16 protein-coding genes are annotated in these 13,473 nt (G+C 63.5%); 9 read left to right on the top strand and 7 right to left on the bottom strand.

All coding sequences use genetic code 11. The features are described from left to right. Positions 1-231: 231 nt before the first annotated feature. The 7 genes from B5F79_RS08645 to B5F79_RS08615 form a co-directional block, all read right to left on the bottom strand. Complete coding sequence (locus B5F79_RS08645; RefSeq protein ID WP_087220286.1) at positions 232-561, bottom strand: hypothetical protein; 330 nt, start codon at positions 559-561, stop codon at positions 232-234. A 20-nt stretch (positions 562-581) separates the two neighbouring features. Continuing rightward, positions 582-1,529, bottom strand: a complete 948-nt coding sequence (locus B5F79_RS08640) for a DnaB-like helicase C-terminal domain-containing protein (RefSeq protein WP_087220283.1) — start codon at positions 1,527-1,529, stop codon at positions 582-584. A 2-nt stretch (positions 1,530-1,531) separates the two neighbouring features. Then, complete coding sequence (locus tag B5F79_RS08635) at positions 1,532-2,041, bottom strand: MarR family transcriptional regulator (protein ID WP_087220280.1); 510 nt, start codon at positions 2,039-2,041, stop codon at positions 1,532-1,534. Further along, positions 2,028-2,255: a hypothetical protein gene (locus B5F79_RS08630; RefSeq protein WP_087220277.1), complete on the bottom strand. Its 228-nt coding sequence runs from the start codon at positions 2,253-2,255 to the stop codon at positions 2,028-2,030. The genes B5F79_RS08635 and B5F79_RS08630 overlap by 14 nt, the downstream gene beginning before the upstream one ends. Further along, positions 2,256-2,456: a helix-turn-helix domain-containing protein gene (locus B5F79_RS11335; RefSeq protein WP_087220274.1), complete on the bottom strand. Its 201-nt coding sequence runs from the start codon at positions 2,454-2,456 to the stop codon at positions 2,256-2,258. Between the two features lie 232 nt (positions 2,457-2,688). Continuing rightward, positions 2,689-3,915, bottom strand: a complete 1,227-nt coding sequence (locus B5F79_RS08620) for a tyrosine-type recombinase/integrase (protein WP_087220271.1) — start codon at positions 3,913-3,915, stop codon at positions 2,689-2,691. Positions 3,916-4,283: 368 nt separating this feature from the next. After that, complete coding sequence (locus B5F79_RS08615; RefSeq protein WP_158094871.1) at positions 4,284-5,066, bottom strand: DeoR/GlpR family DNA-binding transcription regulator; 783 nt, start codon at positions 5,064-5,066, stop codon at positions 4,284-4,286. Between the two features lie 296 nt (positions 5,067-5,362). On the opposite strand from B5F79_RS08615, the gene B5F79_RS08610 reads away from it, so the two are divergent. The 9 genes from B5F79_RS08610 (at position 5,363) to B5F79_RS08570 (ending at position 13,426) form a co-directional block, all read left to right on the top strand. After that, positions 5,363-5,848 carry a PTS sugar transporter subunit IIA gene (locus B5F79_RS08610; protein WP_087220265.1) on the top strand — a complete coding sequence of 162 codons (486 nt, stop codon included), beginning with the start codon at positions 5,363-5,365 and terminating at the stop codon, positions 5,846-5,848. Between the two features lie 39 nt (positions 5,849-5,887). After that, positions 5,888-7,384, top strand: a complete 1,497-nt coding sequence (locus tag B5F79_RS08605; RefSeq protein WP_087220262.1) for a PTS ascorbate transporter subunit IIC — start codon at positions 5,888-5,890, stop codon at positions 7,382-7,384. A 113-nt stretch (positions 7,385-7,497) separates the two neighbouring features. Next, complete coding sequence (locus B5F79_RS08600; RefSeq protein WP_087220259.1) at positions 7,498-7,806, top strand: PTS sugar transporter subunit IIB; 309 nt, start codon at positions 7,498-7,500, stop codon at positions 7,804-7,806. 15 nt (positions 7,807-7,821) lie between these two features. Further along, positions 7,822-8,862, top strand: a complete 1,041-nt coding sequence (locus tag B5F79_RS08595) for a hypothetical protein (RefSeq protein WP_087220256.1) — start codon at positions 7,822-7,824, stop codon at positions 8,860-8,862. A gap of 88 nt (positions 8,863-8,950) precedes the next feature. Continuing rightward, positions 8,951-10,075, top strand: coding sequence for an L-ascorbate 6-phosphate lactonase (gene ulaG, locus B5F79_RS08590; RefSeq protein ID WP_087220253.1), 1,125 nt, complete (start codon positions 8,951-8,953; stop codon positions 10,073-10,075). A 188-nt stretch (positions 10,076-10,263) separates the two neighbouring features. Beyond that, a complete protein-coding gene (locus tag B5F79_RS08585) occupies positions 10,264-11,124 on the top strand; it encodes an L-ribulose-5-phosphate 3-epimerase (RefSeq protein WP_087220250.1) in 861 nt (286 codons plus the stop codon). A gap of 1 nt (position 11,125) precedes the next feature. After that, complete coding sequence (locus tag B5F79_RS08580; RefSeq protein WP_087220247.1) at positions 11,126-11,926, top strand: HAD hydrolase family protein; 801 nt, start codon at positions 11,126-11,128, stop codon at positions 11,924-11,926. A 34-nt stretch (positions 11,927-11,960) separates the two neighbouring features. Next, positions 11,961-12,671 carry an L-ribulose-5-phosphate 4-epimerase gene (locus tag B5F79_RS08575; protein WP_087220243.1) on the top strand — a complete coding sequence of 237 codons (711 nt, stop codon included), beginning with the start codon at positions 11,961-11,963 and terminating at the stop codon, positions 12,669-12,671. Positions 12,672-12,742: 71 nt separating this feature from the next. Further along, a complete protein-coding gene (locus B5F79_RS08570; protein WP_087220240.1) occupies positions 12,743-13,426 on the top strand; it encodes a transaldolase family protein in 684 nt (227 codons plus the stop codon). The last annotated feature ends 47 nt before the right edge of the window (positions 13,427-13,473 follow it).

The following is a 13,473-nucleotide window of genomic DNA, read 5'->3' as shown; positions in this document are numbered from 1 at the left end:
TTTTGTAAAAAGTAAACTAAATCTAACTTTAGAAATATGACGTCCTCATATGTTTGGATGCCCCCGTCGGTCTCCGGCCGACGCCTCCGAAATAGCGAGCGGGGGGGGGGTGCCGCTCCTGCCATTTGTCCAGAGGTGTCATACGAGGAAGTCTGTCGCGAGAGCGCAAGGAGGGCCGCGCCCTTATAAACGGGAACGGCCCTCTCAGTGGCTATCGTCGGCTTTGGTTGGTTACAGCTCGGTCCCCTGAGCCTCCAGCCATGCGGATACGGTCTCGGCGACGGTATCGAGCACGGAGTCGAGCCATGGTTCCCCGTCCTCGGGAATGGTGCGCCTCACGCCATCGGGCGCGTTGTCCTGCCACGCGGCGCGGCCCTGCGGGGTCGTGAGATCGTAGGTGCCAGCGTCGGGCGCTTCGTAGGTCACGGGGCCGTGCGGCCCGTGGTTCGCCGTGACGGTGCCCGCGCACAGCGCCTCCGCCCCGTAGTCCTCGAACACGGGAGGCGTGCCTCCGTCGAGGAACCCGAGGAGGTCGGCGCACTGCTTGATGGTGTCGTTCATGGTGTCTCCAATCCGCCCCGCTAGGGGCACTCTGAGAAGCTGTTGTGCCTGCCGTCGAAGAGGAGCCGTATAGGCTCGCAGTCATCCGTGACGGGGCCGCGCCTGTTCTTGGTGAGGTGAAGCTCCACGATGCGGCTCCCGTCATCGAGGGTCGGCCCCCCGCCCCGCCTGAGCTGCCAGAGGGTCACGGCGTCATACTCTATGTCGCCAGACCCCCTAGCCCCTCCAATGCTTGGGCGGTCGCTGTTCATAGCCTCCCGGTTCATGCTGGAGATGACGAGGGCGGGGACGCGCAGGGCCTTGGTCAAGGCGGCGAGCGCGTTGGATACCTCCGTGACCTGCCGGTACCTATCTCCCTCCCGCGCCGATTCCGGGGGCCTGAGACGTTGGAGGTAGTCCACGACGAGGAGGTCCAGCCCGGCGTCAGACGCCTCCCGGGCGGCCTGCGATAGCTCGGCAATCCCGTCTACCTCCCTGTCGTCGGCGAACGCGAGGCCGGGACAGTTTGCCCGTAGGGCCCTTAGCGCCATCACGGCAGGCCGTGTGCTCAGGAACTCCAATCGGACCAGATCGTCTGGAAAGCGGTAGCGCGACGCCTCCCTCTGGGCCTGCCTCCCCATCCTCTCCCAGCCGCTCCAGTAGAAGTCCTTGATGCCCGGCTCCGCCTTAGCGATGGAGGAGCAGCACCTCGCGAGGCACTGTTGCCGCGTCATCTCGAGGGAGCAGTAGAGCACGTTTCCGCCCGCCCGGGCGACGTTCATGGACACCTGGAGCGCTAGCGCGCTCTTGCCCGCTCCGGGCTGGGCCATGAGGACGTGGACGCCCGGTGCCATGCCGTCCACGAGTAGGGCGTCCAGCGAAGCTATCCCGGTCGGCACAACGCGCGGAGGGTCGGCGAACGCGAGGGCGTCGGTCTCGTAGGAGCCGAACCGCGCCGAGAACTCCTCCCAAGCATCGTTCTTTCCCATGCCTACCAGTTCTCCCTCGTGAGGGCCTTGCCGCTAGCCAAGTCCTCCTTGAGCTGCTGCAAAACCGTCTTATAGGGGGAGGGCTCCGACCCTCCCCCTATATATGTCTTAGGGGTATCCCTGTGGGTAGTACCTACACACCCCGTCTGGGGATACCTTTGGGCCTTTTGGTGCCCCTCTCCGTGGCACCTTTGGGACGGCCACGGGATTCCGGGGAACACGTTGTAGACGGTCGTCCTGCCCTTGTGGCCGGTCCTCTTCACGCTTATGAGGCGCTTCTCTATGAGACCGGAGACGGCTTTGCTAACTGAGTCCTCCGTCACCTCCAGCCTCTCCGCAAGCTCCGCCCTCGGGTACCACGCCGTGGCGTTGCCGTGCTTGTCGAACTCCAGACGCTCGCAGAGGCAGAGGAGAACGAGCGTCTGGGCGCGGCCCGCCCCCGTCCCGGCCAGCCTGTCGAGCCACGGGCCGTATAGGCGGGAGAAGGGACCGCGTCGGTTATCGGACGGCACCTGACGCCCTCTTGCGTCGGTCCAGAACGCGCCGGATGGCCCTGTTTTCCAGGGTCCGCCTGTCAACGTACTCGCGGCGGGCCCCAATTCCGCAGAAGTCCCTTAGCCCTGCGGCCTTAATCTCGCGGTCGTTCTGTGCGTACATGGCGGAGAGGGCCTTGGAGTCGATAAGTTCGTACTTGGAGACAAGTTCCTCGATAGTCTTGAGATCCACTTATACCGCCTCCCCGAGTCCGAACTGGGCGAGGAGGGCGTCGCGGTTGATGCGGAGTGCGCCGCGAACCTTGACGGCCCTAATCTGACCGTCATCAATCATGCGGTACACGGTGCGCTCGGAGACTCCAAGGACGTCCCGCGCAACTTGTCCTACGCTGAGGAGGACGGGCAGAGCGGTAGTCTGACTGATGTTTTCCATGTAGTCCTTTCTAGCTGGTATTTGGTGGTCAGCTGACTAGCAAGGACAATAACGCATAATTGCAAAAAGACAAAGTCAGAAATAACACAATATATTGTTTATAATCTGCTGAGCAAGATGGGATAGGTATTCTATCTCGGCATTTCCTCAAGCTGGCGCTGTGTTTTCGAGTTGAGTATTACTACCCCACAATAGTCCTCGATCACTATGTTGCGACGAGCTTGTCCTCCGCTTACTCTGGGCCATTCGTACCCGTGAACGATAGGACATCGAGTGAGCTATCTCTCATGTTCTCCTCCACTATCACGGCGGCACGACGCTTGGCGTCGGGGTCGGCGCTCGCGTAGATGTTGAGCGTCATAGCGGCGTTGGCGTGACCCAAATTGCTTGCGGCGGTCTTGACGTCCCCGCCAGCTGCAAGATACATGGTCGCCCAAGTGTGGCGGAGGTCGTGGAACGTAACGAGACGCCCCTCCGTTCCCCTGACCTCAAGGGCGCGCGAGAGGGCCGTCCAGTCCTTGCTCAGGCGTCCGGGCCGGTAGTAGCCTACGGGGTCGCCGATGATATACGAGTCCTCGCCGAGAATCGCGCCTATGGCCCTAAATCTCTCTGTCTGCCGCTCTCTCCAGCTCACAAGCAGCGCAGCGAGCGACTTAGGGAGGGCAACGTCCCTTGCCTTGTCTGTCTTGGCAAGCTTCAAATATGTTCCGCCCTCGCCGGTTCCGATGGATCGCCGAACCCAAAGGACGCTTGAGGATGGGTCAACGTCGCGCCACTGGAGGCCGCAAATCTCCGCTTCTCTCAGACCGGTGAACAATGCTATCCGCGCAGCAACGGTTACGGGGGTAAGTCCCATTCCGTCGAGCTTGCTCAGAATAAGGGTGCGGCCAGCCTTGTCAAGAGCGTTGATACCGGTGTGCTTCTTTGTCCGCTTGGGCGGCTTCACGGCGTCAACCGGGTTCCACGTGAGGGCGCGGCTGTTGACGGCGTACTTGAACGCCTGCTTGAGGAGTCTATGGGCTTTGCCGACGGTCGAGGATGATAGTCCGCGACCTATGAGGCCAGCCTCCCAGTCTCGGACCTGCTCAGGCGTAAGCTCGCCCATCGTGACGTTTGAGAACGCCTCACGGATGTAACCCGCCGTAGTGCGATAGCCCGACACGGTGGACGCCTCTATAGCTTTTGAGTTGGCAAGACTCGTGACCATATCGTCGACGTACTGGGATACGGGGATGGATGAGACCGGGGGAACCTTCGGGCCTTCCTTAAGCTCCCTCTCGTGCTCGGCCTCCATTTGAGCGCGCCATTCCTCCAGCTCGGCGCTTGCGGCTCGCTTGCCGGTGGCGCTCATGGTCTTTGACTTCTTGCGCCGCTTGCCATCCGCGTCTTTGTAGTCGAGGAATCCGCGCCAACCCTTACAGTCTTTGCGCTGCTGGAGATATGCCGCCGTGTAGAACATCGCCACTCCCGGAGTCGGTACCGCGACCGGTACCAAATCGGTACCAAACCACTTCTTAAAGTGAGTCTAGCACTGTCAGTCATGATCTACGCTTGGCGCTGTGAACTGCTGTTATTCTGGAGAAGTGTCTAAGGACGTCAACAAGGGAACAAAAGAATTTGAACTCTTTTAATCCCAAGGTCCAGGGTTCGAGACCCTGACGGCGCACCATCAACAAACAAGGCGAGGTTTGATGCCCATATGGCCTCTGACCTCGCCTTTTTCTATGAAGATCAATCGAACATCGACAAAACAACGCACACGTTTTCGACTAAAGCGCCAAATTGTCGGAAACAATCGCCTAACCTTGTTCGTCGTTTGTCGGTCATCTAGGTAGTCGAGACGCGCACGACCTCGTGTACTCCGGCCTCCCTGAGGACCTCGACGTCCTCGTCCGTGGCACCGGAGTCGGTGATGAGAAGCGCGACCCTCGTGAGCGGAGCATAGGTGAACCCGGCTGCCACGCCGAGCTTGCTCGAGTCGGCGAGAAGGACCATGCGGTCCGAGCGCTCGACCATGAGCGAGTTGACCGTGGCCTCCTGCTGCGTGGTAGAGGTGACTCCCGTGACGGTGGAGATTCCCGCGCACCCGACGAAGCAGGTCGTGGCGGAGACGCTACGGATGTTCGCCAGGGCGAACTCCCCCGAGAGGACGCCTCTCGGCGTGCGGACCTCGCCTCCCGTGACCAGGATCATGCCGTCCGGCGGGAGGGGGAGGTCGCGCGCGAGAGCGCTGTTGGTGACAACGGTCACGCCGTGAGCGGTGATGTGAGGGATGAGGGCGAGCGCGGTCGAGCTCGTATTGATAAAGAGAAGCTCGTTGTCGGTCACGAGCGTGGCGGCATGCCGGGCGATGGCGTCCTTCTGTGCCTCAAAGAGTGACGGAGCTCCCTCGATCCTCGTCACGGCGGACTCGGAGATGACGGCCTCGCCGTACCTGCGGTCGACGACGCCGCGCTCCTCGAGCGCCGCGAGGTCCCTGCGTATGGTGAGAGGGGAGGTGCCCAGGCGGTCGGCCAGGTCGCTCACGACCGCGCGACCCTCCCTCTCGAGAATCTCGACGATAATCTGGCGTCTCTGCTCCACGAAGGAGCGACCGCTCCTGTTAGGCATGTGCACCTCCGTCATGCCTCACGCGTCAAATCGGGTGTACGAGCCTCATCTCGTCCAATGAATGAACGATTTGAATGTTACCTCATTCTATCTCCCTGGTAACAAATTTCAATATGAACGATTGAGCTGTGCAATTTGACCGTTTGCGGGAAATTCGCTACCGTTAGCGGCAAACGTGAACGAGATGAATCCAATAGAATTCAAGTCGTTCATAATGAGGTCAGCAAAGCGTTCCGAAAGTTCTATTCAGAGCTCAAATAGAACAGAGGGGACACGGACGAAAGGAGAGGTTCCGAATGCTGCTCAAGGAAATCTACGAGAAGAAGCACTATGCCTTCGTCGATGAGCCCATCGACGACTGGCGCGACGCCATCCGCGCCTGCTGCAAGCCACTTGAGGCGGACGGCACCGTGGAGCCCATCTACGCCGAGGAGATCGTCCAGTGCGTGGAGAAGCACGGTCCCTACATCGTGCTCATCCCGGGTGTGGCCATGCCCCACTCCACGGAGAATGCCACCGGCTGTAACGGCACCGCGATCGGCTTCATGCGCGTCTCCGAGCCCGTCCACTTTGACAAGGACGACCCCGAGAAGGACGCGCAGATCTTCTTCACGCTCTGCTCCACCAACCAGTCCGAGCACTTCGCCAACATGCAGCGCCTCTACGCCATCCTCACCGACGACTCCGTCGTCGAGAAGCTGAAGGCCGCCACCACGCCCGAGGAGCTTCTCGCCATCGACGAGCTCGTGGACGAGGACAAGCTGGAGCATGACCAGGCATAGGGCCCGGTCGCAAGTATAGGCACGTAAGGAAGGAGACCCATGGACATCTTAATGGGCATCTGGACGTGGATTGCGAACAACATCCTCACGCAACCCGCGTACTTCATCGGCGTGATCGTCGTCCTCGGTTACGCGCTTCTGCGCAAGCCCTGGTACGACATCCTCGCCGGCTTCATCAAGGCGGTCATCGGCTACCAGATCCTCGCCGTTGGCTCCAGCGGACTGACCAACGCGTTCCGCCCGATCCTCGTGGGCCTGCAGGAGCGCTTCAACATGTCCGCAATGGTCATCGACCCGTACTTTGGCCAGAACGCCGTCCAGGCGGCCATGGAGGACGCGGCCGGTCCGGCCTTCATCGCGGGCAAGTCCTTCTCGCTCGTCATGTTCCTCCTGCTCTTCGCGTTCATCCTCAACATCGTGCTCGTGGCGCTGAAGAAGTTCACCAAGCTCCGCGCCCTCTTCACCACGGGCCACGTCCAGGTCCAGCAGGCCTCCACTGCCTTCTTCCTGGTCCTGTTCTGCTTCCCCGCCCTTCGTGACGCGGACTGGGCCGTTCTCGCCATCATGACGGTCCTTCTCGGCCTCTACTGGGCCGTTGGCTCCAACCTCTGCATCGGCCCCTCCCAGGAGCTGACCGACGGCGCCGGCCTCACGATCGCCCACCAGCAGATGTTTGGCGTCTACGTCTCCTACAAGATCGCCGGCTGGATCGAGGACCACTCCAAGAAGAAGTCCAAGAACGTCGACGACATCAAGCTCCCGGGCTTCCTCAAGATCTTCAACGAGAACCTCGTTGCCACCGCAATCCTTATGACGGTCTTCTTTGGCGTCATCCTGGTCATCCTCGGCCGTGACTTCCTCGTGGCCCAGGGCTTCATGAACGAGTCCCAGGACTTCTTCATGTACATCCTGACGACCTCCTTCGAGTTCGCCGTGTACCTGTCCATCCTCCAGCTCGGCGTCCGCACCTTCGTCACCGAGCTCACGAATTCCTTCCAGGGCATCTCTTCCAAGCTCCTGAAGGGCTCCGTGCCCGGCGTCGACTGCGCCGTCACCTTTGGCTTCGGCGCCCCCAACGCCGTCACCATCGGCTTCCTCTTTGGTGCTCTCGGCCAGTTCCTCGCCATCGGCGCCCTGATCCTTCTTGGCAGCCCCGTCGTGGTCATGGCCGGCTTCGTGCCCCTGTTCTTCGACAACGCCACCATCGGCGTCTACGCCAACCACCGCGGCGGCCTGCGCGCCTGCATGCTCCTGCCCTTCATCTCCGGCCTGCTCCAGGTCTTTGGCTCCGCGATCATCGCCGGCTGGGTTGGCATGGCGGCCTACGGCGGCTACCTCGGCATGTGGGACTGGGCCGTGGTCTGGCCGATCATGACCGGCCTCATGAAGTTCCTGTCCTACGCCGGCCTCGCCATCGTGGTCATCGCCCTCATCGCGATCCCGCAGCTCCAGTACCGTCGCCACAAGGAGACCTACTTCATGGAGGTCGAGGACTGGGAGAAGTGCAAGGAGATGCGCGCCAACGGCATCAAGTAGCCTCGTCTGGAACCACCCGCACCACCTGCGTCACCCGTACCATCTGCACCACCTGTTAGCACGGTAAACGGCCGGGGCGACCCCGCCCCGGCCCAAAGAAAAAGGAGAAAGTTATGAACGCCAAGATCCTCGTCGCTTGCGCCAACGGTGCCGGTACCTCCCTCATGATGAAGATGACCGCCGAGCGCGTCACCAAGAAGCTCGGCATGGGCGTCGCCGACATCCACCACTGCGCTCTCTCCGAGGGCGTCTCCTCCGCTCGCCAGTACGACATCGTCTTCGCTCCCCTGAACTTCAAGAACATGTACGACGAGGCCGAGAAGGCCGGCGTGACCGTCATCGGCCTGCGCAACGTCCTCTCCGACAAGGAGATGGAGGAGGCGCTCGTCTCCACCGGTGCCGCCGAGAAGTTCAAGGCCTAGGGGACGGCGACCAAGATGCAGTACTCGAAGAAGGTCATCGCGAGCATGCCCAAGGCCTACGCCATCGGCATGTTCGAGGGGGAGGACGCCAGGAGCTTCGTCATCGGCGTCGAGAAGGACGGCCCGATCCGTCGCTTCGCGCTTGACGGCACCCCCATGGAGACCGTTACCGAGGGCCCCGGCGGCGTCATGACGATCACGCAGGTGCCCGGTCGCAAGGACCAGCTGCTCGCCACGAGCGAGTTCTTCTCGCCCAACTACGGCGGCGACACCGCCGGCATCGTGAGCTACACCCGCGCCGCCGACGGCACCTGGAGCACGCACCGCATCTGCGACCTGCCGTACGTGCACCGCTTTGGCGTGCTCGTGGGCGCGGACGGCCAGCTCTGGCTCATCGCCTGCACCATCAAGGGGGCCTGCCGCAAGATCAAGAACGACTGGCTCACCCCCGGCGCGGTCTACGTGGCCAAGCTCGGCGACAGCCTGGAGACCGAGACCGTCGAGCTCACCGAGCTCTCCGGCTGCCAGCTGCAGAACCACGGCTTCTGGACCAACGAGGACCACACCCTCGCCCTCGTCTCCACCGCCGCCGGCGTGTTCCGCTACGTCCCGCCCGCGACGGCCGACGGCGAGTGGTCCGTCAGCTGCCTCATTGTCCAGCCCACGAGCGACATCTGCGTGGCCGACTTCGACGGCGACGGCAAGGACGAGATCCTGACCCTCTCCGCGTTCCACGGCGACACCCTCTCCGTCTGGCACGAGGGCGACACCGAGGACACCTACAAGAAGGTCTGGGAGGATCCCGAGAAGCGCGACTTCCTGCACGCCATCTGGTCCGGCACCATCGCCGGCGAGCCCTGCGCCGTCATCGGCAACCGCAAGGCCGGCCGCGACCTCTTCCGCGTCCACTTTGCGGACGGTACGTACCAGCTCGAGATGATCGATCACGACCGCGGCCCCGCTAACTGCTGGGTCTTCACCGACGGCGACGCCACCCGCATCATCGCCGCCAACCGCGAGACCGACGAGGTCGCGCTCTACGACGTCACCGAGTAGTCCCCTTGCGGCCGGCCCCTGCCGGGGCCGGCCACTCCAGGGGCCGTTAGTCCCCACCCCAAGCAACCCTCATGAAAAGGAGGTTCGCATGTCTGCAATCGACGAGGTCACCCGCGAGAAGTGGATCATGAACACGTTCCCCGAGTGGGGCACGTGGCTCAACGAGGACATGGAGGCGGCCCAGCCCGCCCCCGGCACCGTTGAGATGTGGTGGCTCGGCTGCACCGGCATCTACATGAAGACCCCGGGCAACACCGCCATCACCATCGACCTCTGGACCGGCAACGGCAAGCGCTCCCACGGCAACGGCAAGATGGCCGTCGGCCACCAGATGGCCAACATGGCCGGCTGCCGCGCCATGCAGCCCAACCTGCGCAACATCCCGTACGTCTTCGATCCCTTTGCGATCAAGCACGTCGACGCCGTCCTGGCCACCCACTATCACCAGGACCACATGTCCAAGGAGTTCGCGGCCCACGTCATCCAGTCCGGCATGACCACCACCGACGCCGACGGCAACGAGATCCCCGTGCCGTTCATCGGCCCGAAGAAGTCCGTCGAGTTCTGGCTCAAGTGGGGCGTGCCCGAGGACCGCTGCATCACCGTCAAGCCCGGTGACAAGATCAAGGTTGGCGACATCGAGATCATCGCCATGGACTCCTTCGACCGCACCTGCATCACCACCACCGACTCCACCGGTCCCGACCGCGAGGACCTCTGGGGCAAGTGCCCGATGGACATGGACGACAAGGCCGTCAACTACCTGCTCCGCACCCCGGGCGGCAACATCTACCACAGCGGCGACTCCCACTACTCCATCTACTTCGCCAAGCACGGCAAGGACATCGCCAAGGAGTACGGCGGCGTCGACGTGGCCTTTGGCTCCTTCGGCTGCAACCCCGTGGGCATGCAGGACAAGATGGAGGCCTCCGACATCATCCGCATGGCCGAGGCCCTGCAGTGCAAGGTCGTCATCCCCATCCACTGGGACGTCTGGACCAACTTCGAGGCCGACCTGCGCGAGATCGAGGTTCTCTACAACATGCGCAAGGAGCGCTTCGGCTACACCTTCAAGCCCTACTACTGGAAGGTCGGCGGGCACTACACCTACCCGACGGACTTCGAGGCCGGCAAGAAGTACTTCGTGTACCAGCGCGGCTTCGAGGACTGCTTCGACGAGGAGCCCAACGTTCCGTTCCGCAGCGTCCTCTAAGGGCCCTGGCGGGCGTTCCCGACGTCCGTTCACCGCTAAAAAAATACAGTTGGAAACCTTTAACCATGGTTTTCGGCAGCCTGTGTGAGACACGTCTCTACACTTAGGTCCGGGGCCCGGCCGCCTAGCGGCGGCCGGGCCCCGGAGCCATAGAACGGCTCGATGGACCGACGAAGGAGAGGAGAAGAATGTCCAAGAAGTACCTGCTCGGCATGTACGAGAAGGCGGTGCCGGCCGAGCTCACCTGGATCGAGCGCCTCGAGGTGGCGCGCGAGAGCGGCTTTGACTACGTGGAGATCAGCATCGACGAGTCCGACGCGCGCCTCTCCCGCCTCGACTGGACTCCGGCGGAGCGCCGCCAGCTCGTCCGAAACATGGAGAGCACCGGGACGCTCATCCGCTCCATGTGCCTCTCCGCCCACCGCAAGTATCCCTTTGGGGCGACCGACCCCGAGACCGTCGCGCGCTCCCTCGACATCATGAAGAAGGCGCTCGACCTCGCCTGCGACCTCGGCGTGCGCACCATCCAGCTCGCCGGCTACGACGTCTACTACGAGGAGGGCACCGAGGACACGCGCAAGCGCTTCGAGGAGAACCTCGCCCGCGCCGTTGAGATGGCCTCGCGCGTGGGCGTCCTCCTGGGCTTCGAGACCATGGAGACGCCCTTCATGGACACGGTCGAGAAGGCCATGGCGTACGTTGACAAGATCGACAGCCCCTACCTCGGCGTCTACCCGGACATGGGCAACCTCACCAACGCCTCGTTCCTCTACGGCAAGAGCGTGGCGGACGACATCGCCACCGGCCGCGGCCACATCCTGGCCGCCCACTGCAAGGAGACCGTCGCGGGCAAGTACCGCGAGATCCCCTTTGGCACGGGCACCACGGACTACGAGGGCGCTCTCGACGAGCTGGTGGCACAGGGGGTTCGCCGCTACGTCGCTGAGTTCTGGTACGTGGGGTCGCAGGAGTGGCGCGAGGAGGCCGCTGCCGCGGCGCGCTACGTGCGCGAGAAGATCGACGCAGCCTTCGAGCGGGCGGGGCTCTAAGATGCCCGCCGCCGGGACCGTCGCGTTCTTCGACATCGACGGCACGCTCGTCTACCGCGACAAGGAGCACCTCAACGGCGTTCCCACGCCTCGGGTGAGGGCGGCCCTTGAGAGCTACGTGGCGGCAGGGGGTAAGTGCGTTCTGTGCACTGGCCGCCCGCGTGGCCTCATCGTGCCCGAGGTGGCGTCGCTCCCGTTTACGGGCTTCGTGCTCATGGACGGGGCGCGCGTGGAGATGGACGGTCGCGTGGTGCGCGACGTGGCGATCCCGGCGGAGCTCGTGAGAGGCGCGCTCGAGGAGATGGAGCGGCTCGACCTCTCTATGACCATAGAGAGCGCGGAGCTCAACGTCTCGCTGGACCGGGGGGAGGTCCTCTTTGCCCAGGCCGCCCGGGCGACGACGGCACGCGAGGTCGAGGAGTTGAGGCCCGACCTGCGCTTCTCCAAGATCGTGTTTCTCGACCACCAGCTCGACAAGTACCTCTCGAGCGACTTTCTGCGCGAGAACTTCGTTCTCTACCGCCTGGGGGACGGCATGAACGAGGTAACGGTCAAGGGGATCGACAAGGGGGCGGGGCTTGCCGCCTACGTGGAAGCCCTGCCCCAGCCGCCGCGGCGCACCTACGCATTCGGCGACTCCGAGAACGACCTCCCCATGCTCGAGGCGGCCGACGTCGCCGTTGCCATGGGAAACGCGCAGCCGCACGTGCTCGAGCGCGTTCACGAGCTCGGGGGACACGTCACCGACGGCGTCCTCGACGATGGGGTGGCCACCGCCCTAGAATATTTTGGACTGATATAGCTGCCGGCCGCGCGCCGGCGGGAAGGAGCGTCCCATGATGCTCAAGGAACTTCGCGAGAAGGTATACGAGGCCAACATGGACCTGCCCAAGCACGGGCTCGTGGTCTTCACGTGGGGCAACGCCTCGGAGCTCGACCGCGAGAGCGGACTCTTTGTCATCAAGCCCTCCGGCGTTGACTACGAGGACCTCTCGCCCGAGTCCATGGTCGTGTGCGACCTGGACGGCAAGGTCGTCGAGGGCGACCTCAACCCGTCCTCCGACACCGCAACCCACGCCTATCTCTACCAGAAGTGGGGCGACAAGATCGGCGGCGTGGTGCACACGCACTCCTCCTGGGCGGTCTCCTGGGCGCAGGCCGGCCGTGACGTGCCCGCCTATGGCACGACCCACGCCGATTACTTCTACGGTCCCGTGCCCTGCATGCGCGGCCTCACCGAGGAGGAGATCGAGGAGGCCTACGAGCTCAACACCGGCAAGGTGATCTACGAGGGCTTCACCGAGCGCAACATTGACCCCGTGGCCGTTCCCGCCGTGCTCGTGCGCAACCACGGCCCCTTCTCCTGGGGCAAGGACGCCGCCCAGGCGGTCTATCACGCCGTGGTTCTCGAGGAGGTGGCCAAGATGGCCACGCGTACCGAGGCCCTTCTCCCCGGCGTCGAGCCTGCCCCGCAGTACCTGCAGGACAAGCACTACATGCGCAAGCACGGGCCCAACGCCTACTACGGACAGCGCGGCGCGCACTAGGCCGTCCTTCTCTGCAATACTTAGACAGTGCGGCGCCGCGGCGCCGTGAGACAAGGAAAGAGGGGGTACACATGAAGTTCTTCATCGACACCGCCGACCTCGACGAGATTCGCGAGGCAGCGAGCTGGGGAGTCCTCTCCGGCGTCACCACCAACCCGAGCCTCTACGCCAGGACCGGCGGCAAGCTCGCGGACTTCGAGCCGCACATGGTCAAGATCTGCGAGATCTGCGAGGGCCTGCCCGTCTCGGCCGAGTCCACCGCCAACACGACCGAGGAGATGATCGCCGAGGGCCGCAGGCTCGCCGCCCTGGCGCCCAACATCGTGGTCAAGCTTCCCGTCTGCGAGGCCTCCCTGCCCGCGACGCACCAGCTCGCCTCCGAGGGCATTCGCGTCAACATGACGCTCGTCTTCTCCGCGCCCCAGGCCCTCATGGCCGCCCGCGCCGGCGCCCGCTACATCTCGCCCTTCGTCGGCCGCTTCGATGACATCGGCGACGAGGGTCTCGATCACCTGGCCGAGATGGTCACCGCCGTCAAGAACTACACCTACGGCTACTGGGACGAGGAGGGCGGCCCGGAGATTATCACCGCCTCCGTGCGCACCCCGCACCACGTGACCCAGGCCGCGCTCCTTGGCGCCGACATCGCCACCGTGCCCTTCGGCGCGCTCAAGAAGTGCCTCAAGCACCCGCTGACCGACCAGGGCCTGGCCTCCTTCGAGGCCGACTGGGCCAAGGTCGTCGCCTCCCAGTAGGACTTACGGAACCATCGCTGGCGGGGCCTCGGCCCCGCCCTATCACA

It is taken from the genome of Olsenella sp. An285, from assembly GCF_002159625.1.
GTDB lineage: Bacteria > Actinomycetota > Coriobacteriia > Coriobacteriales > Atopobiaceae > Thermophilibacter > Thermophilibacter avicola.
Note: the sequence above shows the minus strand (reverse complement) of the source record. Positions and strands in the feature narration are given on the sequence as shown.

What these genes read in the sequence shown, in the direction of transcription:
- B5F79_RS08645 (WP_087220286.1), bottom strand. Translation starts at nt 561, where the DNA reads ATGAACGACACCATCAAGCAGTGCGCCGACCTCCTCGGGTTCCTCGAC.
- B5F79_RS08640 (WP_087220283.1), bottom strand. Translation starts at nt 1,529, where the DNA reads ATGGGAAAGAACGATGCTTGGGAGGAGTTCTCGGCGCGGTTCGGCTCC.
- B5F79_RS11335 (WP_087220274.1), bottom strand. Translation starts at nt 2,456, where the DNA reads ATGGAAAACATCAGTCAGACTACCGCTCTGCCCGTCCTCCTCAGCGTA.
- B5F79_RS08620 (WP_087220271.1), bottom strand. Translation starts at nt 3,915, where the DNA reads ATGTTCTACACGGCGGCATATCTCCAGCAGCGCAAAGACTGTAAGGGT.
- B5F79_RS08615 (WP_158094871.1), bottom strand. Translation starts at nt 5,066, where the DNA reads ATGCCTAACAGGAGCGGTCGCTCCTTCGTGGAGCAGAGACGCCAGATT.
- B5F79_RS08610 (WP_087220265.1), top strand. Translation starts at nt 5,363, where the DNA reads ATGCTGCTCAAGGAAATCTACGAGAAGAAGCACTATGCCTTCGTCGAT.
- B5F79_RS08605 (WP_087220262.1), top strand. Translation starts at nt 5,888, where the DNA reads ATGGACATCTTAATGGGCATCTGGACGTGGATTGCGAACAACATCCTC.
- B5F79_RS08600 (WP_087220259.1), top strand. Translation starts at nt 7,498, where the DNA reads ATGAACGCCAAGATCCTCGTCGCTTGCGCCAACGGTGCCGGTACCTCC.
- B5F79_RS08595 (WP_087220256.1), top strand. Translation starts at nt 7,822, where the DNA reads ATGCAGTACTCGAAGAAGGTCATCGCGAGCATGCCCAAGGCCTACGCC.
- ulaG (WP_087220253.1), top strand. Translation starts at nt 8,951, where the DNA reads ATGTCTGCAATCGACGAGGTCACCCGCGAGAAGTGGATCATGAACACG.
- B5F79_RS08585 (WP_087220250.1), top strand. Translation starts at nt 10,264, where the DNA reads ATGTCCAAGAAGTACCTGCTCGGCATGTACGAGAAGGCGGTGCCGGCC.
- B5F79_RS08580 (WP_087220247.1), top strand. Translation starts at nt 11,126, where the DNA reads ATGCCCGCCGCCGGGACCGTCGCGTTCTTCGACATCGACGGCACGCTC.
- B5F79_RS08575 (WP_087220243.1), top strand. Translation starts at nt 11,961, where the DNA reads ATGATGCTCAAGGAACTTCGCGAGAAGGTATACGAGGCCAACATGGAC.
- B5F79_RS08570 (WP_087220240.1), top strand. Translation starts at nt 12,743, where the DNA reads ATGAAGTTCTTCATCGACACCGCCGACCTCGACGAGATTCGCGAGGCA.